Consider the following 18,299-nt stretch of genomic DNA (forward strand, 5'->3'; position numbering starts at 1 on the left):
ATGGAAAGTTTACTTGTTGTTTTATTAGTTGCTAATCTAGCCGGCCTCTTTCTTATTTGGCAAAGGCAGGATAAGCAGGAGAAACACCTAAGTAAGAGTTTGGAAGATCAGGCAGATCATTTATCAGACCAGTTAGATTATCGCTTTGAGCAAGCCAGACAAGCAAGCCAGCTGAACCAAAAAAATCTAGAAGTGGCTGTTAGTGATCGTTTGCAGGAGGTGCGGATCGAATTGCACCAAGGTCTGACTCAGGTTCGACAGGAGATGAATGAAAACCTCCTCCAAACCAGAGATAAGACTGACCAACGACTACAGGCCTTGCAGGAGTCAAATGAGCAACGTTTAGAGCAGATGCGCCAAACGGTTGAGGAAAAGCTAGAAAAGACCTTGCAGACACGCTTGCAAGCGTCTTTCGAGACAGTTTCCAAGCAACTGGAATCTGTCAATCGTGGTCTAGGTGAAATGCAGACGGTCGCCCGTGATGTCGGTGCCCTAAATAAAGTCCTTTCTGGAACTAAAACGCGAGGAATTCTAGGAGAATTACAACTGGGGCAGATTATCGAAGATATCATGACACCTGCCCAGTATGAACGAGAATTTGCAACTGTTGAAAACTCCAGTGAACGTGTGGAATACGCTATTAAGTTGCCTGGGCAAGGAGACCAAGAATATGTCTACCTACCGATTGACTCCAAGTTTCCATTGGCGGATTATTACCGTCTGGAAGAAGCCTATGAAGCAGGTGACAAGGAGGAAATTGAGCGTTGTCGTAAGTCTCTCCTAGCAAGCGTCAAGCGTTTTGCCAAGGATATCAAGAGTAAGTACCTGGCGCCGCCTCGGACAACCAATTTTGGAGTTTTGTTTGTACCGACAGAAGGTCTCTACTCAGAAATTGTTCGCAATCCAATTTTCTTTGATGATTTGAGACGGGAGGAACAGATTATTGTTGCAGGTCCAAGTACCTTGTCGGCTCTTCTTAACTCCTTATCAGTTGGCTTCAAAACTCTTAATATCCAAAAGAGTGCTGATCATATCAGTAAAACCCTAGCTAGTGTCAAAACAGAATTTGGCAAGTTTGGAGGTATTTTGGTCAAGGCACAAAAACATCTCCAACATGCCTCTGGCAATATTGATGATTTATTAAACCGTCGTACTACAGCTATCGAGCGAACGCTTCGTCGCATTGAGTTATCAGAAGGTGAGCCTGCGCTTGATTTGCTCCAATTCCAAGAAGATGAGGAAGAATATGAAGATTAGTCACATGAAGAAAGATGAGCTTTTTGAAGGCTTTTACCTGATCAAGTCAGCTGACCTGAGACAGACACGTGCTGGGAAAAACTACCTAGCCTTCACCTTCCAAGATGATAGTGGAGAAATCGAAGGGAAGCTCTGGGATGCTCAACCCCACAATGTTGAAACCTTTACAGCAGGGAAAGTAGTCCATATGCAAGGTCGTCGTGAAGTGTACAACAATACGCCTCAGGTTAATCAAATCACCCTTCGCTTACCACAACCTGGCGAACCAAATGACCCAGCGGACTTCAAGGTTAAATCTCCAGTAGATGCCAAAGAGATTCGTGAGTATATGGCGCAGATGATTTTTAAAATTGAAAATCCAATTTGGCAGCGAATTGTTCGAAATCTCTACACCAAGTATGACAAGGAATTCTACTCCTATCCAGCTGCTAAGACCAACCATCATGCTTTTGAGACAGGTCTTGCTTACCATACTGCTACTATGGTTCGTTTGGCAGAAGCGATAGCAGATATTTATCCTCAGCTCAATAAAAGTTTACTTTATGCAGGAATCATGCTCCATGATTTAGCCAAGGTAATCGAGTTGACGGGACCCGACCAGACAGAGTACACAGTAAGAGGAAACCTTATTGGTCATATTGCTTTGATTGATAGTGAGATTACCAAAGCAGTAATGGAGCTTGGCATTGATGATACTAGAGAAGAGGTTGTCCTTCTTCGCCATGTCATTCTCAGTCACCATGGTCTCCTTGAGTACGGTAGCCCTGTTCGTCCACGAATTATGGAAGCAGAAATTATTCATATGATTGACAATTTGGATGCCAGTATGATGATGATGACAACAGCTCTGGCTCTTGTTGATGATGGAGAAATGACTAATAAAGTATTTGCTATGGACAATCGTTCCTTCTACAAGCCAAAATTAGACTAGAAACTAAAAAAATGAACTTTATTTAGACAATAAAGTTCGTTTTTTTGCTTTAGTGTGATATAATGAAGAAAGATTAAATAAAAAAGAATGGTAAATATATAATGAAATTAAGAAGAAGTGATCGGATGGTTGTCATTTCCAATTACTTGATTAACAATCCATACAAATTAACCAGTCTCAACACCTTTGCGGAAAAGTATGAATCTGCCAAATCGTCTATTTCTGAAGACATTGTCATCATTAAACGGGCCTTCGAAGAAATTGAAATCGGGCATATTCAAACGGTGACAGGTGCTGGTGGTGGTGTTATTTTTACACCATCAATATCTGACCTCGAGTCTAAAACGATTATCGAAGAGCTTCGTGATAAACTTTCAGAGAGTGACCGCATTCTGCCAGGTGGCTACATTTATTTATCTGACCTATTGAGCACTCCAGCTATTTTGAAAAATATCGGTCGCATTATTGCTAAGAGCTTTATGGATCAGAAGATTGATGCCGTTATGACTGTTGCGACCAAAGGGGTTCCGCTTGCGAATGCGGTAGCAAATGTCCTCAACGTACCATTTGTCATTGTCCGTCGCGACTTGAAAATCACTGAAGGTTCAACTGTTAGTGTCAACTATGTTTCAGGTTCTAGTGACCGTATCGAAAAGATGTTCCTTTCAAAACGTAGCCTCAAAGCAGGAAGTCGTGTCTTGATCGTCGATGACTTCTTGAAGGGTGGAGGAACCATTAACGGGATGATTAGCCTCTTGTCTGAGTTTGATTCAGAGTTGGCTGGAGTAGCCGTCTTTGCTGATAATGCACAGGAAGACCGTGAACAACAGTTCGACTACAAGTCACTCTTGAGAGTCACGAACATTGATGTGAAGAACCAACAAATTGCTGTTGAAGTTGGAAATATATTCGATACAGAAAAATAAGAATTGACTTGAAATACAAAGGTTGGAACTTTCGTCCCAGCCTTTCTTTGATAATGAATATGAAGGAGTCCTATGAAAACACCATTTATTAAACGTGAAGCCTTAGAAAAGATTGTTGGGGAGTTTCCAACCCCTTTTCATCTCTACGATGAAAAAGGGATTCGCGAGAAAGCACGAGCAGTAAATAAAGCCTTTTCTTGGAATAAGGGCTTTAAAGAATACTTCGCAGTTAAGGCAACGCCAACTCCAGCCATCTTGAAAATCTTACAAGAAGAAGGATGTGGAGTGGATTGTTCTAGTTATGTTGAACTTTTGATGAGTCACAGGCTTGGGTTTTCAGGGGCGGATATGATGTTCTCATCTAACAACACCCCAGATCGAGAATATGCCTATGCCCGTGAATTAAGTGCGACGATTAATTTGGATGCCTTTGAAGATATCGAGCATTTGGAACGTGCAGCAGGCATCCCAGAAATCATCTCTTGCCGTTACAATCCTGGTGGAGTATTTGAACTGGGTACGGATATTATGGATAATCCTGGTGAAGCTAAGTTCGGGATGACTAAGGAACAGCTTTTTGAAGCCTTTGCCATCTTGAAAGAAAAGGGAGCTAAAACCTTTGGGATTCATTCCTTCCTAGCTTCCAATACAGTGACCCATCTCTACTATCCAGAATTAGCACGTCAGCTTTTTGAATTGGCAGTAGAAATCAAGAAAAAGTTAGGAATTTCGCTGGACTTCATCAATCTTTCTGGAGGAATCGGAGTCAACTATCGTCCAGATCAGGAGCCAAATGATATCGCTGTAATTGGTGAGGGAGTTCGTCAGGTTTATGAGGAAGTCCTCACACCAGCAGGTCTTGGTCAAGTTAAGATTTTTACAGAGTTAGGACGCTTTATGTTGGCACCTCATGGAATTCTAGTGACTAAAGTAACCCATAAAAAGAAAACCTACCGAACTTATCTTGGAGTAGATGCCTCAGCTGTCAACCTGATGAGACCGGCTATGTATGGAGCCTATCACCACATCACCAATATGATGCATCCTGATGGTCAGACTGAAATCGTTGATGTTGTTGGTTCTCTCTGTGAAAATAACGATAAGTTTGCAGTTAATCGTGATCTACCTCAAACAGAAATTGGTGATTTGTTAGTCATTCATGATACAGGTGCGCATGGCTTCTCTATGGGTTACCAGTACAATGCCAAGCTTCGTTCGGCAGAAATTCTATATACAGAGGATGGTGGAGCACGCTTGATCCGCCGAGCCGAGCGACCAGAGGACTATTTTGCGACTCTCTATGGCTTTGATTTTGACAAGGATTAATAAATATTTTGAAAATCATGAAAGTTGAAAGTGAAAAACAGATTGTTTTCTAAAAAATAGGCAAAATCTGTGGTTTTTCTTTTCAGTCATGGTATAATAAAGACTATAAAACGTTTTCAAGGAAGGTAACGATATGTCTGAGGAAATAATTGACTATGGACAAGTGACAGGAATGGTGCATTCGACAGAGAGTTTTGGGGCGGTAGATGGGCCTGGAATTCGTTTTATTGTCTTTTTGCAAGGCTGTCAGATGCGTTGCCAATATTGCCATAACCCTGATACTTGGGCTATGGAAACAAATAAATCTCGTGTACGAACAGTAGATGATGTTCTAGAAGAAGCGCTTCGTTATCGTGGTTTCTGGGGTGACAAGGGAGGTATCACAGTCAGTGGAGGAGAAGCCCTCTTGCAGATTGATTTCTTGATTGCCCTCTTTACTAAGGCAAAGGAAAAAGGTATCCACTGTACCTTGGATACTTGTGCCCTTCCATTCCGTAACAAACCACGCTATCTAGAAAAGTTCAACAAGTTGATGGCCGTGACAGACTTGGTTCTCCTTGATATCAAGGAAATCAACGAAGCGCAACACAAGATTGTAACCAGTCAAACCAATAAAAACATCTTGGCTTGTGCTCAGTACTTGTCAGAAATCGGTAAACCTGTTTGGATTCGTCACGTTCTTGTACCTGGATTGACAGACAGAGATGAGGATTTGATTGAACTTGGTAAGTTTGTAAAAACTCTCAAAAATGTTGATAAGTTTGAAATCTTGCCTTACCACACTATGGGTGAGTTCAAATGGCGTGAACTTGGGATTCCATATTCCCTTGAAGGAGTTAAACCTCCAACAGCAGATCGTGTCAAGAATGCTAAGGAATTGATGGATACAGAAAGCTATCAAGATTACATGAAACGTGTACATGGATAAAATGAAAGAAGAGGTCGGGATTTTTTCTCGGCCTCTTTTCGACTATAGAAAAGACTCAGCATTTAAGCTAAGCCTTTTATTTTTTATCTAGAATGTTGTTTTCCAGCATTGCGTTTTTTGTTTTTCTTCTTATTAGAAGTTGTGATAGCTGTTGCTGGTTCAGGGGTCACATCTTTACGAGTGATTGAAGTTTTGCTTGCTTTTAGTGGGTTCTTAGCAAATTCTTCGCGTACTTTTTTACGAAGTTTTGGACGAACGATGTAGTTGATGATAAATTGTTGAAGAATCATCATGAAACCACCGACAACCCAGTAAAGTGTAACGCTGGCTGGTGAGAAGACAGAGAACACGACAATCATGAGAGGACTCATATAGAGCATCTTCTTGATTTGTTCTCTTTGAGTTTCGTCCTCAACTCCATGTAAAGAAAGGAGTGATTGAAGATAGTAAAGGATACCAGCAAAGGCAACTAAAATCATACTAGGTGAGCCCAGAGGAATTCCTAGGTAGCTTGCTTGGGCAACTCCTTCAGTATGTTGGGCAGCAAAGTAGATAGCAGAGAAGAAAGGCATTTGAATGAGGATAGGGAAACATCCCACGCCGCCAAACATGCTGATGCCGTGCTCTTTTTGAGCAGCAAAGAGAGCTTGTTGGGCTTCGAGTTTTTCTTCTTGAGTTGTTGCTTCTTTCAGGCGAGTCTGATGTGGTTCAAGAACGTGCTTGAGAGCATTCATCTTCTCAGAGTGAAGCGTTGCCTTCCATGATTGGTAGATACCAAGTGGGAGGATAATCAAGCGAACGATAATGGTTACGATGATGATTCCAACACCGAAACCGAGGCCTTGATCATTGGCGAAGTACTTGATAGCTTCTCCCATCGGAGCACCCAAGAACTCCCAAACGGGACCAATTGGCTTACCTGTTGCTTTATCAACCTGAACGCAACCAGTCAAGACAAGCAACATAGCCACTCCCATAGCTGAGAGTGCAAAACGTTTAATAGATTTCACTGTTTTTATTCCTTCTTTAAAAATTATACCTTTCTATTCTACTGTTTTTTTGGAAAATATACAATAGTTCTAGAGACCTAATTTGCGACTTTGAAGTCTGAATAAGATGGAAAGTTACTCATTTGCACATCTAGGTAGGTTACTTTAGAGAATGGGGTAGGGCCTTTTCGAATCTCTTGGATAAACTTAGCCATAATGGCAGAAGACTCTGCCTGGGCCAGAATCTCAACGGTTCCGTCATCGTTATTCCAGACACGACCCGTAATGCCACCTAGTTCTAGAGCTAGGGTATAGACACCCCAGCGGAAGCCCACTCCTTGGACGCGACCTTGGGCGATCATTTTAACCTTTTGCATACCAAACCTCCTTGATTGTGTTATAATATTTCTATGACTATTATAACCTCTAAAGCCAATTCTGTGGTGAAAAATGCCAAAAAATTACATCAAAAAAAATATCGGAAAACCTCTTACTTGATTGAGGGCTGGCATCTGTTTGAAGAAGCTATTCAGGCTGGTGCAAAGATTGAGAAAATATTTGCCCTTGCAGAGTATGGCGAAAAATTAATGGACTATTCCCAGACTGTCTTTGTTACTGAAGAAATCTTGCTTGATTTAGCAGATTCGCAAACTCCTCAGGGTATTGTTGCCATTGTCCAAAAGGAAGAGGAGCAGTTGCCAGATTTGAGCCAAGGAAAGTATCTCTTTTTAGAAGATGTGCAGGATCCTGGAAATGTTGGGACTATGATTCGAACGGCAGATGCGGCAGGTTTTTCTGGAGTCATTGTTTCCAGTAAGTCAGCAGATATCTATAGCCTCAAAACTCTTCGCTCCATGCAAGGAAGTCATTTCCATTTGCCGATTTATCGCATGTCTGTTGAAACATTTCGCGAAAAGGCTAAAAAGAGCGATTTACTGATTCTAGCAACTACCTTGTCCCAAAATTCTAAAGATTATCGTGAACTTGCTCGTCAAGAGGACTTCGCCTTGGTCATGGGAAATGAAGGTCAAGGCATTAGTCCATTCATGGCAGAGCAGGCGGACCAACTGGTTCATATCAGCATGAAGGGCCAGGCGGAAAGTCTCAATGTTGCCATTGCAGCGGGTATACTTATGTTTTATTTGAGTTAAAATAGTTTATTTTTGTTATAATCAATAAAAATACTTTTATAAGGAGAAAAAGATATGAATCAAACAATTATTCAAGAACGTTCTGGTTTGAATCAATTCTATGCAAAAGTCTATGCTTTTGTAGGTTTGGGAATTGGCTTATCAGCCCTTGTCTCAGGACTCATGTTGACAACTTTCCAGGATTTGCTCGTTCAAATTATGATGAATGCTCGTGTATGGCTAATAGTTGCGGGCTTTGTAGAAGTTGCTCTGGTCTATGTAGCGAGTAGTATGGCTTTAAAAAACAGTCCAGCAGCCTTGCCAATTTTCTTGCTTTATTCCGTTTTAAACGGTTTTACACTGAGTTTCGTTGTCTCGCTCTATACCCCAGGTACTGTTTTGACAGCCTTTGTATCTAGTGCAGCTCTCTTCTTTGTGATGGCTCTTATCGGAGTTGTGATTAAGAAGGACTTGAGCGGTATGGGACGTGCCTTGTTGGCAGCTTTAGTGGGCCTCATACTAGCTATGATTGTCAATATCTTTTTAAACAGTAGCCTTTTTGACTATATCATCAGCATTATCATGGTTTTCGTTTTTGCAGGCTTGATTGCTTGGGACAACCAAAAGATTCGCTATGTTTATGAGGAGTCAGGTGGTCAGGTTGCAACAGGTTGGGCAGTTTCTTTGGCGCTCAGTCTTTACTTGGACTTTATCAACGTATTCCTTAGCTTGCTCCGTATTTTCGGTAGTGACGATTGATTTTTTAGAGCTCCGTGGAGCTCTTTTTTTAATTTTTACTTTCATTTTTACTGGCAAAAGGGTATAATCATCTTATTATTCAAAAGGAGAGATGTATGAAGAAAAGTTTTATCCATCAACAGGAAGAAATTTCCTTTGTAAAAAATACCTTTACCCAGTATTTAAAAGATAAGTTAGAAGTGGTTGAGGTACAAGGTCCTATCTTGAGTAAGGTTGGGGATGGGATGCAGGACAATTTATCAGGTGTGGAAAATGCCGTGGAAGTTAAGGTTTTGCAAATTCCAGACGAAACCTATGAAGTGGTACATTCACTTGCTAAGTGGAAACGCCATACCTTGGCTCGTTTTGGTTTTGGCGAGGGTGAAGGCCTCTTTGTTCACATGAAGGCCCTTCGTCCAGACGAAGATTCGCTAGATGCAACTCACTCAGTCTATGTGGACCAGTGGGACTGGGAAAAAGTTATTCCAAACGGACAGCGCAATCTTGCCTATCTTAAAGAAACGGTAGAAAAGATTTATAAGGCTATTCGTTTGACAGAGTTAGCAGTGGAAGCACGCTACGATATTGAGTCAATTTTGCCTAAGCAAATAACCTTTATCCATACAGAAGAGTTGGTAGAACGCTACCCAGACTTGACACCAAAAGAACGTGAAAATGCTGTCTGTAAGGAGTTCGGTGCGGTCTTCCTAATTGGTATCGGTGGAGAATTGTCAGATGGAAAACCTCATGACGGACGTGCACCAGACTATGATGACTGGACAACTGAGTCTGAAAATGGCTATCATGGCTTGAATGGGGACATCCTTGTTTGGAATGATAATTTGGGTGCAGCCTTTGAATTGTCTTCAATGGGCATTCGTGTCGATGAAGACACTCTCCGTCGCCAAGTAGCTATCACAGGAGATGAAGACCGTTTAACTTTAGAATGGCATAAGGCTCTCCTAAATGGACTCTTCCCATTGACAATCGGTGGAGGAATCGGCCAATCTCGTATGGCTATGTTCCTGCTTCGTAAGAAGCACATCGGTGAAGTCCAAACCAGTGTTTGGCCGCAAGAAGTGAGAGATACTTACGAAAATATTCTTTAATCAATCGAGCCGTAAGGTTCGATTTTCTTTTTTTGATAAGAATTTGGTATAATAGACGTTATGAAAATCGTATCAGGAATCTACGGTGGGCGTCCTTTAAAGACGCTGGACGGTAAAACGACAAGGCCAACATCAGACAAGGTTAGGGGCGCTATTTTTAATATGATTGGTCCCTACTTTGAAGGTGGACGTGTGTTAGATCTTTATGCTGGTAGTGGTGGTTTATCCATCGAGGCTGTCTCAAGGGGAATGTCCAGTGCAGTACTGGTTGAGAAAGATCGTCGAGCCCAGAATATTGTCGCAGAAAATATTCGGATGACCAAGGAAACTTCCAAGTTTCAATTGTTGAAAATGGAATCCAGTCGTGCTTTGGAGCAGGTGGATGGAGTCTTTGATCTCATCTTTTTGGATCCTCCCTATGCAAAAGAACAAATCGTGTCAGATATTGAAAAAATGGCAGAGAGAAATCTTTTTTCAGAAGATGTCATGGTGGTATGTGAGACCGATAAATCGGTAGAACTTCCAGAAGAAATCGCCTGTTTGGGTATCTGGAAGGAAAAAATATATGGAATTAGTAAGGTGACGGTTTATGTCAGATAAGATTGGGCTATTTACAGGTTCCTTTGATCCGATGACCAATGGACATTTGGATCTCATCGAGCGTGCAAGTAAGCTCTTTGATAAATTGTATGTCGGGATTTTTTATAATCCACACAAAATGGGATTTTTACCGATAGAGAGTCGAAAGAAGACTGTTGAAAAAGCAGTGGGACATCTCAAAAATGTGGAAGTGATGGCTTCTCACGATGAATTGGTAGTTGACGTTGCTAGAAGATTAGGTGCAGAGATCTTAGTGCGTGGTTTACGCAATGCTACGGATCTTCAGTATGAAGCTAGTTTTGATTTTTACAACCATAAATTAGCGGGAGAAATGGAGACAATCTATCTCCACAGTCGGCCGGAGCATGTTCATATCAGCTCTTCAGCTGTCAGAGAACTATTAAAATTTGATCAAGATATCAGTGGATATGTGCCAAATACTGTCTTGGAGGAATTAGAAGATGAAGAAAAAGACTAGATGGCCCTTATATCTCATTATTGGGCTCGTTATCACTTTTATAGCTTTTACGGTGCCCCTGCCATATTATATCGAGGTGCCAGGAACTTCTGAAGATATTCGAAAGGTTTTACAAGTTAATAACCAACCTGACCAAGAGGGAGGTTCCTACCAATTTGTGACGGTTGGAGTTAAGCACGCTAGAATGGTTGACTTGTTTTATGCCTGGCTAACACCTTTCACGGATATACATAGTGCCAAAGAAATGACGGGTGGTTCGTCAGATGCGGAATTTATGCGAATCAACCAGTTTTACATGGAAACTTCGCAAAATATGGCCAAATATCAAGGCCTGAAGACGGCGGGTAAGGAAATTGAGCTCAAATATCTGGGGGTCTATGTTTTGACTGTAACAGATAACTCGACTTTCAAGGGAGTTCTTAATATTGCTGACACCGTAACCGCTGTGAATGACAAGACTTTTGAGAGCTCCAAGGAGATGGTTGACTACGTTAATTCTCAAACTCTAGGTGATCAGGTTAAGGTTACCTATGAGGAGGATGGAAAAGTCAAGACTGCCGAAGGAAAAATCATTACTCTGGAAAATGGGAAAAATGGTATCGGAATCGGTTTGATTGACCGCACAGAAGTATCTAGTGATGTGCCAATCAAGTTTTCAACTGCAGGCATTGGTGGTCCTAGTGCTGGGATGATGTTTAGTCTATCCATCTATACGCAAATTGCAGATCCTACTCTTCGAAATGGACGGATTATTGCGGGTACAGGAAGCATCGATAGAGATGGCAACGTAGGTGACATTGGGGGAATTGATAAAAAGGTTGTGGCCGCAGCTAAAAAGGGAGCAACTGTATTCTTTGCTCCTAATAATCCAGTAACTGAAGAAGCTAAAAAAGCAAATCCAAATGCCAAGAGTAATTATGACACAGCTCTAGAAGCAGCTCAAATGATTAAAACAGACATGAAAATCGTTCCAGTCAAAACGCTTCAAGATGCGATTGACTATTTGAAAAATAATCCCTAAACAGTAGGCGAATTCCTAAACTAGCGTAGAAAAAAAGAAGATGGTATAATAGGCAAATGATTCAATTGTTTTTTACCCTTAGTAGTCATATGTTTTTTGTCTACCTAGTCTTTCAGCTCTTGAAAGATTTGGTCAGATGGGATCAAATTTTGAAGGTGACAAAGGATAATGCGAAGAAGGTTCGACTCTTGGTAGTATTGTGTAGTATCGGTTTAGGATATCTGATTAGTTCCTTTTTCCTAAATCTCTACCAACTTTGGCAAGAAGCAGTTAGAACACTATTCTAAAATTGTAAGTGAAGGAAAATACTCTATGGAAAAAATTGTAGTTCAAGGTGGAGATAATCGTTTGATTGGAAGTGTCACCATCGAGGGCGCAAAAAATGCAGTTTTGCCACTGCTTGCAGCAACTATTTTAGCAAGTGAAGGAAAAACAGTCTTAAAAAATGTTCCTATTTTATCGGATGTTTTTACCATGAATCAGGTGGTTCGTGGATTAAATGCGAAAGTAGACTTTGATCAAGAAGCACATATTGTTGAAGTTGATGCGACTGGAGATATCACAGAAGAAGCTCCCTATAAGTATGTCAGCAAGATGCGTGCTTCTATTGTAGTATTGGGGCCAATCTTGGCTCGTGTGGGACATGCTAAAGTTTCGATGCCAGGTGGCTGTACTATCGGTAGTCGTCCGATAGACCTCCACCTTAAAGGACTCGAAGCAATGGGGGCTGAGATCACTCAAACGGCTGGTTATATTGAAGCTAAGGCGGAACGCTTGCACGGTGCACATATCTACATGGACTTTCCAAGTGTAGGTGCTACTCAAAACTTGATGATGGCAGCAACTCTTGCCAACGGCGTAACTGTCATTGAAAATGCTGCGCGTGAACCTGAGATTGTCGACTTGGCTGTTCTCCTAAATAAAATGGGTGCCAAAGTCAAGGGGGCAGGAACAGAAACTGTGACGATTACTGGTGTTGAACAATTACACGGTGCAACCCACAATGTTGTGCAAGACCGTATTGAAGCAGGGACTTTCATGGTAGCAGCTGCCATTACAGGTGGAGATGTCTTGATTCTGGATGCTATCTGGGAACATAATCGCCCCTTGATTGCTAAATTACAGGAAATGGGTGTTGAAGTCATCGATGAGGACGAAGGAATTCGTATTCGTTCTCAACGTGAAAAATTAAAGGCGGTTCATGTTAAGACATTACCACATCCAGGATTTCCGACAGATATGCAAGCGCAGTTTACTGCTCTAATGACCGTTGCTCAAGGTGAGTCAACTATGGTAGAGACTGTATTTGAGAATCGTTTTCAACATTTAGAGGAAATGCGTCGTATGGGCTTGCACTCAGAAATTATTCGTGATACAGCCCGTATCGTCGGAGGACAGCCTCTCCAAGGGGCAGAAGTTCTATCGACAGACTTACGTGCCAGTGCAGCCTTGATTTTGACAGGCTTGGTAGCTGAAGGCGAAACAGTTGTAGGAAAGCTTGTCCATTTAGATAGAGGTTACTACCGTTTCCATGAAAAATTGGCTCAGTTAGGAGCTAAGATTGAACGGGTAAGTGTGGAAGCTGATGAAGATGAATAAAGAAGCCAAATATGTATTGCGTCGTTTTGTCTTGGTTATGCTAGTTCTCCTTCTAGGTGCTTTAGCGCTTGCAATTGGTTTGATGATTGGCTATGGCATACTAGGAAAAGGGGAAGACCCTAGGGCTATTTTGGCGCCAGCAAAATGGCACGAACTCGTCACAAAATTTACAGGGAAATAGGCTGGGAGACCAGTCTTTTTCTAGGAAGTAAAATGTAATACTCAATGAAAATCAAAGAGCAAACTAGGAAGAGATCCGCAGGTTGCTCAAAACACAGTTTTGAGGTTGTGGATAGAACTGACGAAGTCAGTAACACATATACGGCAAGGTGAAGCTGATGTGGTTTGAAGAGATTTTCGAAGAGTACAAGGAGAAAATATGAATAAAAAAACAAGGCAGGCCCTAATTGGTCTCTTGCTCTTTTTGCTCTTGTCAGCAGGAAGCTACTATATCAAACAAATGCAGTCTTCCAACACTGCACCACAAACACAAGCAAAACAAAAATCACAGTCGTCTGATACTCCAAGTCAAGAACTGGCTGAAAGTGTCCTAACAGATTCAGTTAAAAAACAAATTAAGGGTACTCTAGAGTGGAATAGCGCAGGAGCCTTTATCGTCAATAACAATAAAACCAATCTAGACGCCAAGGTTTCAAGTAAACCCTATGCGGATAATAAAACAAAGACTGTAGGAGGAGAGACAGTTCCCACAGTAGCGAATGCAATCATGTCAAAAGCGACCAGACAGTACAAGGACCGTGAAGAAACTGGCAATGGTTCAACATCTTGGACGCCTGCGGGTTGGCATCAGGTTAAGAATCTAAAGGGAAGTTACAACCATGCGGTCGATAGAGGGCATTTGTTGGGCTATGCCTTAATCGGTGGTTTAGATGGCTTTGATGCTTCTACTAGCAATCCTAAAAACATTGCCGTACAGACAGCTTGGGCCAACCAAGCGCGTGCCGAAGATTCGACAGGCCAAAACTACTATGAGAGCTTGGTTCGAAAAGCTCTAGATCAAAACAAACGAGTTCGTTACCGCGTGACATTACTCTATGCTACTGAGGAAGATTTGGTGCCGTCTGCATCTCAGATTGAAGCTAAGTCCTCTGATGGAGAATTGGAGTTTAATGTCGTAATTCCAAATATCCAAAAGGGAATTCAGTTAGATTACCGAACAGGTGAGGTCACAGTCACAAAAAATAACTAATTGATCAAGAGGTTGAGGAAAAATCCCAACCTCGTTTTTTATTAGTCATGAACTATTGACAGGCTTGCTTGTTTTTTGCTCTTTTGATTTTAATACTCAATGAAAATCAAAGAGCAAACTAGGAAACTAGCTGCAGGCTGTACTTGAGTACGGCAAGGCGACGTTGACGCAGTTTAAATTAGTATAAAGAGCTTTTTTGAAGATTCACAAGGCTTGAACTAGGGCGTCGAGACTTGGATTGCAGCACTCTATTCAGCGACCCTTTATCATAGAAATTGAAAATTAATGTGTAGAAATTGGAAAATATGGTATAATGGTTTCAATTATACTTTTTAGGAGAAGGAAAATGGAAGACCCGAGCAGTCAGGATTTGTTACTGCAATTTGTTTTATTAGTTGTTTTGACCTTTTTAAATGCCTTTTTCTCTGCAACAGAAATGGCCATGGTTTCACTTAGTCGTTCACGTGTTGAGCAAAAAGCTGAAGAGGGAGATAAACGCTATATCCGTTTACTAAAGGTACTTGAAAACCCCAATCACTTTTTATCAACCATTCAAGTTGGTATCACCTTAATTACGATTTTGTCAGGGGCTAAACTAGCAGATTCACTTGGAGAGTTGATCGCCTCTTGGATGGGAAATAGCGAAACTTCCTATGCGGTAGCTAGCTTCTTGTCACTAGCTTTCTTGACCTATATTTCTATTGTTTTTGGGGAGCTTTATCCTAAGCGAATTGCTCTAAATCTTAAGGATGCCTTGGCCATCCGAACAGTACCATTTATTATTGGACTTGGTAAGATTGTGAGTCCCTTCGTTTGGATGCTCTCAGCATCAACTAATCTCTTGAGTCAATTGACACCGATGACATTTGACGATGCAGATGAAAAAATGACTCGTGATGAGATTGAGTACATGTTGTCTAAGAGTGAAGAAACCTTGGATGCAGATGAAATTGAAATGTTGCAGGGGATTTTCTCACTCGACGAACTCATGGCACGTGAAGTCATGGTTCCTCGAACCGATGCTTTCATGGTAGATATTCAGGATGATACTCAAACCATTATCCAAAGTATCTTGAAACAGAACTTTTCTCGTATTCCTGTTTATGATGGAGACAAGGATAATGTCATTGGTTTGGTTCACACCAAGAGCCTCCTTAAAGAAGCCTTTGTCAGCGGGTTTGACAATATCGTCTGGAAGCGAATCTTGCAAGATCCACTCTTTGTACCTGAAACGATTTTTGTGGATGATTTATTAAAAGAGTTCAGAAATACTCAAAGACAGATGGCAATCCTTTTGGATGAGTATGGTGGTATGGCTGGTCTAGTTACACTAGAAGATCTCCTTGAGGAGATTGTCGGAGAGATTGACGACGAAACTGACCGTGCTGAGGTTTACGTTCATACTATTGGTGAGAATACCTACATTGTTCAAGGTACGATGAACTTGAACGACTTCAATAGTTATTTCGATGTTGAACTTGAAAGTGATGATGTAGATACAATCGCTGGTTATTATTTGACGGGTGTAGGGACTATTCCAACAACTGAAAAGCTTAGCTATGAATTGGAAAGTGCCAACAAACACATTACATTGACTAATGACAAAGTCAAAAATGGCCGTGTGACCAAGTTGAAGGTTCAAATCACAGAAATTGAGCTGGAAGAAGAAACTGATTAACAAAAGAAGCTTTACTAGTCCTCGGCCAGTAAAGCTTCTCCATTTTGTAAAAAAAGACTCCAACTGGAGTCTTCTGAATCATAGAGGCGGTAGACGGATTTGAACCGACGATCAAGCTTTTGCAGAGCCGTGCCTTACCACTTGGCTATACCGCCTTAACTTTTATTATTATACCTTTTAAATTAAATCTCGTCAATAGTTTCTTTTCTGAAAATGTAAGTTTTCCTGCTTTTCTGCTTTCAAAAGGTATGCGACAAAATATTCTGAAAATTCGTTTACTTTTGAAAGGGAGTGTGGTATAATTAACAGTATCTCATTAATTTTAATAGAGGAGTTAACTAAACATGAAAAAAAGTCGGATTCTTGCAGTAGCAGGGGTTGCACTACTCGCAACAGGCGTTCTCGCAGCTTGTGGCTCTTCAAAATCATCAAATGCTGAAGCGCCAAAAGCCTATGGTTATACTTATACTGCTGACCCAGAAACATTGGACTACCTTATCTCTGGGAAACAAAGTACAAAAGTTGCCACTTCAAATGGTATTGACGGACTCTTTACAAATGACAAGTATGGAAACCTTACTCCTGCAGTCGCTGAAGACTGGTCAGTATCTCAAGATGGATTGACATACACTTATAAGATTCGTAAAGGTGTAAAATGGCTCACATCTGATGGTGAAGAATATGCGGAAGTAACTGCAAATGACTTTGTTACAGGTTTGAAACACGCAGCCGACAATAAATCAGCCGCTCTTTACCTAGCACAAAATTCTGTTAAAGGATTGGCTGACTATGTATCAGGGAACAATACAGACTTCTCTGCTGTAGGTGTAAAAGCTGTTGATGATTACACTCTTCAATACACTTTGAACCAACCAGAACCATACTGGAACTCTAAATTGTCTTACGCAATCTTCTGGCCTTTGAACGCAGAGTTTGAAAAATCAAAAGGTAAAGACTTTGGTAAGGCAACAGACCCAACATCATTGCTTTACAATGGACCTTTCTTGCTTAAAGGGTTGACGGCTAAGTCTTCTATCGAATTTGCGAAGAATGAACAGTATTGGGATAAAGGTAATGTTCACATCGATACTGTAACACTTTCTTATTATGATGGTTCAGACCAAGAGTCACTTGAGCGTAACTTTACAAATGGTGCATACAGTTATGCCCGTCTCTTCCCTACTAGCTCAAACTATTCTAAGGTAGCAGAAACATATAAAGACAATATTTACTATAACCCACAGGGAGCAGGTATTGCTGGTTTAGGTATTAACATTGATCGTCAAAGCTATAAGTACACTTCAAAAACAACTGACGAAGAAAAAACATCTACTAAGAAAGCCCTTCTCAACAAAGATTTCCGTCAAGCTTTGAACTTTGCTTTTGATCGTACTGCTTATTCAGCTCAGCTAAATGGTAAGGATGGAGCAGCCCTTGCTGTCCGTAACCTCTTCGTAAAACCAGAATTTGTTTCAGCAGGTGAAAAAACATTTGGTGACTTGGTTACTGAGAAAGTTGTTTCTTATGGTGATGAGTGGAAAGATGTAAACTTTGCGGATGCTCAAGATGGACTTTACAATGCTGATAAAGCTAAAGCAGAACTAGCTAAAGCTAAAAAAGACCTTGAAGCAGATGGTGTGAAATTCCCAATCCACTTGGATATTCCAGTTGACCAAACATCTAAAAACTATATCGCTCGTATCCAATCATTTAAACAATCTGTTGAGACCGCTTTGGGTACAGATAATGTAGTTATCGATATCCAACAAATCACTACGGATGAATTACATAATATCACATACTACGCTGCTAGTGCGGCAGCAGAAGATTGGGACCTTTCAGGTGCTGTTGGATGGAATCCAGACTATGATGATCCATCGACTTACCTTGATATCTTGAAATCAACTAATAGTGAAACAACTAAGACCTACATGGGCTATGACAATCCATCAAACCCAGCGGTTGCTCAAGTTGGTTTGAAAGATTACGACAAATTAGTTGATGATGCAGCTAGTGAAACAAGTGATCTTAACAAACGTTATGAGAAATATGCAGCAGCTCAAGCTTGGTTGACAGATAGCTCACTCTTCCTTCCGGCTATGTCATCTTCAGGAGCAGCACCAGTTATTTCTCGTGTAGTACCATTCTCAGCCTCTTACACTCAATCTGGTGATAAAGGTTCAGATGTATACTTCAAGTACCTTAAATTGCAAGCTAACACTGTAACAACCAAAGAGTACAAAGAAGCTCGTGAAAAATGGCTCAAAGAAAAAGCTGAATCAAACGAAAAAGCTCAAAAAGAGTTAGCGAGTCATGTGAAATAAATAATGCTCATCAGAACTTTCTCTCCTAAAGGAGAAGGTTCTTTTGGGATTTTAA

19 protein-coding genes and 1 tRNA gene are annotated in these 18,299 nt (G+C 41.0%); 17 read left to right on the forward strand and 3 right to left on the reverse strand.

Annotated elements, in window-relative coordinates; all coding sequences use genetic code 11:
* The 5 genes from rmuC (at position 1) to pflA (ending at position 5,368) form a co-directional block, all read left to right on the forward strand.
* Entirely contained in the window at positions 1 to 1,257 is a 1,257-nt protein-coding gene (gene rmuC, locus ADF68_RS09165; RefSeq protein ID WP_049549547.1) for a DNA recombination protein RmuC, read from the forward strand.
* Complete coding sequence (locus ADF68_RS09170) at positions 1,247 to 2,188, forward strand: 3'-5' exoribonuclease YhaM family protein (protein ID WP_049549548.1); 942 nt, start codon at positions 1,247 to 1,249, stop codon at positions 2,186 to 2,188. The genes rmuC and ADF68_RS09170 overlap by 11 nt, the downstream gene beginning before the upstream one ends.
* A 101-nt stretch (positions 2,189 to 2,289) precedes the next feature.
* Positions 2,290 to 3,114: a pur operon repressor gene (purR, locus tag ADF68_RS09175; protein ID WP_049549549.1), complete on the forward strand. Its 825-nt coding sequence runs from the start codon at positions 2,290 to 2,292 to the stop codon at positions 3,112 to 3,114.
* A gap of 72 nt (positions 3,115 to 3,186) precedes the next feature.
* Positions 3,187 to 4,440 (forward strand): diaminopimelate decarboxylase, encoded by a 1,254-nt coding sequence (locus ADF68_RS09180; RefSeq protein ID WP_049549550.1) that lies wholly within the window; start codon positions 3,187 to 3,189, stop codon positions 4,438 to 4,440.
* 133 nt (positions 4,441 to 4,573) lie between these two features.
* Positions 4,574 to 5,368 carry a pyruvate formate-lyase-activating protein gene (gene pflA / locus ADF68_RS09185; protein WP_001287990.1) on the forward strand — a complete coding sequence of 265 codons (795 nt, stop codon included), beginning with the start codon at positions 4,574 to 4,576 and terminating at the stop codon, positions 5,366 to 5,368.
* An 83-nt stretch (positions 5,369 to 5,451) separates the two neighbouring features.
* Here pflA and yidC read toward each other — a convergent pair whose 3' ends face one another.
* Positions 5,452 to 6,378: a membrane protein insertase YidC gene (yidC, locus tag ADF68_RS09190; protein ID WP_049549551.1), complete on the reverse strand. Its 927-nt coding sequence runs from the start codon at positions 6,376 to 6,378 to the stop codon at positions 5,452 to 5,454.
* Positions 6,379 to 6,455: 77 nt separating this feature from the next.
* The gene (locus ADF68_RS09195) at positions 6,456 to 6,734 is read right to left on the reverse strand and encodes an acylphosphatase (protein ID WP_049502928.1); all 279 of its coding nucleotides are present in this window, start codon (positions 6,732 to 6,734) and stop codon (positions 6,456 to 6,458) included.
* Between the two features lie 33 nt (positions 6,735 to 6,767).
* Between ADF68_RS09195 and ADF68_RS09200 the strand changes: the two genes are divergently transcribed.
* From ADF68_RS09200 to ADF68_RS09250, 11 genes are all read left to right on the forward strand, one after another.
* Positions 6,768 to 7,508 (forward strand): TrmH family RNA methyltransferase, encoded by a 741-nt coding sequence (locus ADF68_RS09200; protein WP_049549552.1) that lies wholly within the window; start codon positions 6,768 to 6,770, stop codon positions 7,506 to 7,508.
* Between the two features lie 54 nt (positions 7,509 to 7,562).
* Positions 7,563 to 8,246 (forward strand): Bax inhibitor-1/YccA family protein, encoded by a 684-nt coding sequence (locus tag ADF68_RS09205; RefSeq protein ID WP_049549553.1) that lies wholly within the window; start codon positions 7,563 to 7,565, stop codon positions 8,244 to 8,246.
* A 95-nt stretch (positions 8,247 to 8,341) separates the two neighbouring features.
* Entirely contained in the window at positions 8,342 to 9,334 is a 993-nt protein-coding gene (asnA, locus tag ADF68_RS09210) for an aspartate--ammonia ligase (RefSeq protein ID WP_049549554.1), read from the forward strand.
* A 60-nt stretch (positions 9,335 to 9,394) separates the two neighbouring features.
* Positions 9,395 to 9,934 (forward strand): 16S rRNA (guanine(966)-N(2))-methyltransferase RsmD, encoded by a 540-nt coding sequence (rsmD, locus tag ADF68_RS09215; RefSeq protein WP_045762698.1) that lies wholly within the window; start codon positions 9,395 to 9,397, stop codon positions 9,932 to 9,934.
* The gene (gene coaD / locus ADF68_RS09220) at positions 9,924 to 10,412 is read left to right on the forward strand and encodes a pantetheine-phosphate adenylyltransferase (RefSeq protein ID WP_049549555.1); all 489 of its coding nucleotides are present in this window, start codon (positions 9,924 to 9,926) and stop codon (positions 10,410 to 10,412) included. The genes rsmD and coaD overlap by 11 nt, the downstream gene beginning before the upstream one ends.
* Positions 10,396 to 11,433, forward strand: a complete 1,038-nt coding sequence (locus ADF68_RS09225; protein WP_049549556.1) for a SepM family pheromone-processing serine protease — start codon at positions 10,396 to 10,398, stop codon at positions 11,431 to 11,433. Before coaD ends, ADF68_RS09225 begins: the two co-directional genes overlap by 17 nt.
* A 56-nt stretch (positions 11,434 to 11,489) precedes the next feature.
* On the forward strand, positions 11,490 to 11,720 hold the full coding sequence (locus ADF68_RS09230) for a DUF1146 family protein (protein WP_000615324.1): 231 nt from the start codon (positions 11,490 to 11,492) through the stop codon (positions 11,718 to 11,720).
* A 25-nt stretch (positions 11,721 to 11,745) separates the two neighbouring features.
* The gene (gene murA / locus ADF68_RS09235) at positions 11,746 to 13,032 is read left to right on the forward strand and encodes a UDP-N-acetylglucosamine 1-carboxyvinyltransferase (protein WP_049549557.1); all 1,287 of its coding nucleotides are present in this window, start codon (positions 11,746 to 11,748) and stop codon (positions 13,030 to 13,032) included.
* Complete coding sequence (locus ADF68_RS09240) at positions 13,019 to 13,213, forward strand: DNA-directed RNA polymerase subunit beta (RefSeq protein ID WP_080979411.1); 195 nt, start codon at positions 13,019 to 13,021, stop codon at positions 13,211 to 13,213. The genes murA and ADF68_RS09240 overlap by 14 nt, the downstream gene beginning before the upstream one ends.
* 198 nt (positions 13,214 to 13,411) lie before the next feature.
* A complete protein-coding gene (locus ADF68_RS09245; protein WP_049549558.1) occupies positions 13,412 to 14,242 on the forward strand; it encodes a DNA/RNA non-specific endonuclease in 831 nt (276 codons plus the stop codon).
* A 346-nt stretch (positions 14,243 to 14,588) separates the two neighbouring features.
* Complete coding sequence (locus tag ADF68_RS09250; RefSeq protein ID WP_049549559.1) at positions 14,589 to 15,920, forward strand: hemolysin family protein; 1,332 nt, start codon at positions 14,589 to 14,591, stop codon at positions 15,918 to 15,920.
* An 84-nt stretch (positions 15,921 to 16,004) separates the two neighbouring features.
* On the opposite strand, the gene ADF68_RS09255 is transcribed toward ADF68_RS09250, so the two are convergent.
* Positions 16,005 to 16,075, reverse strand: a tRNA-Cys gene (locus ADF68_RS09255).
* Positions 16,076 to 16,264: 189 nt separating this feature from the next.
* Here ADF68_RS09255 and ADF68_RS09260 point away from each other — a divergent pair.
* Complete coding sequence (locus tag ADF68_RS09260) at positions 16,265 to 18,244, forward strand: peptide ABC transporter substrate-binding protein (protein ID WP_049549560.1); 1,980 nt, start codon at positions 16,265 to 16,267, stop codon at positions 18,242 to 18,244.
* The last annotated feature ends 55 nt before the right edge of the window (positions 18,245 to 18,299 follow it).

This window comes from Streptococcus pseudopneumoniae, assembly GCF_001068775.1.
GTDB lineage: Bacteria > Bacillota > Bacilli > Lactobacillales > Streptococcaceae > Streptococcus > Streptococcus pseudopneumoniae_N.

Excerpts from the sequence above, each read along its gene's own strand:
- ADF68_RS09245 (WP_049549558.1), top strand. The coding sequence starts at position 13,412 with ATGAATAAAAAAACAAGGCAGGCCCTAATTGGTCTCTTGCTCTTTTTG.
- pflA (WP_001287990.1), top strand. The coding sequence starts at position 4,574 with ATGTCTGAGGAAATAATTGACTATGGACAAGTGACAGGAATGGTGCAT.
- ADF68_RS09205 (WP_049549553.1), top strand. The coding sequence starts at position 7,563 with ATGAATCAAACAATTATTCAAGAACGTTCTGGTTTGAATCAATTCTAT.
- ADF68_RS09180 (WP_049549550.1), top strand. The coding sequence starts at position 3,187 with ATGAAAACACCATTTATTAAACGTGAAGCCTTAGAAAAGATTGTTGGG.
- ADF68_RS09170 (WP_049549548.1), top strand. The coding sequence starts at position 1,247 with ATGAAGATTAGTCACATGAAGAAAGATGAGCTTTTTGAAGGCTTTTAC.
- rsmD (WP_045762698.1), top strand. The coding sequence starts at position 9,395 with ATGAAAATCGTATCAGGAATCTACGGTGGGCGTCCTTTAAAGACGCTG.
- asnA (WP_049549554.1), top strand. The coding sequence starts at position 8,342 with ATGAAGAAAAGTTTTATCCATCAACAGGAAGAAATTTCCTTTGTAAAA.
- rmuC (WP_049549547.1), top strand. The coding sequence starts at position 1 with ATGGAAAGTTTACTTGTTGTTTTATTAGTTGCTAATCTAGCCGGCCTC.
- ADF68_RS09225 (WP_049549556.1), top strand. The coding sequence starts at position 10,396 with ATGAAGAAAAAGACTAGATGGCCCTTATATCTCATTATTGGGCTCGTT.
- ADF68_RS09195 (WP_049502928.1), bottom strand. The coding sequence starts at position 6,734 with ATGCAAAAGGTTAAAATGATCGCCCAAGGTCGCGTCCAAGGAGTGGGC.
- ADF68_RS09200 (WP_049549552.1), top strand. The coding sequence starts at position 6,768 with ATGACTATTATAACCTCTAAAGCCAATTCTGTGGTGAAAAATGCCAAA.
- purR (WP_049549549.1), top strand. The coding sequence starts at position 2,290 with ATGAAATTAAGAAGAAGTGATCGGATGGTTGTCATTTCCAATTACTTG.
- ADF68_RS09240 (WP_080979411.1), top strand. The coding sequence starts at position 13,019 with ATGAAGATGAATAAAGAAGCCAAATATGTATTGCGTCGTTTTGTCTTG.
- ADF68_RS09250 (WP_049549559.1), top strand. The coding sequence starts at position 14,589 with ATGGAAGACCCGAGCAGTCAGGATTTGTTACTGCAATTTGTTTTATTA.
- murA (WP_049549557.1), top strand. The coding sequence starts at position 11,746 with ATGGAAAAAATTGTAGTTCAAGGTGGAGATAATCGTTTGATTGGAAGT.
- ADF68_RS09260 (WP_049549560.1), top strand. The coding sequence starts at position 16,265 with ATGAAAAAAAGTCGGATTCTTGCAGTAGCAGGGGTTGCACTACTCGCA.
- coaD (WP_049549555.1), top strand. The coding sequence starts at position 9,924 with ATGTCAGATAAGATTGGGCTATTTACAGGTTCCTTTGATCCGATGACC.
- ADF68_RS09230 (WP_000615324.1), top strand. The coding sequence starts at position 11,490 with ATGATTCAATTGTTTTTTACCCTTAGTAGTCATATGTTTTTTGTCTAC.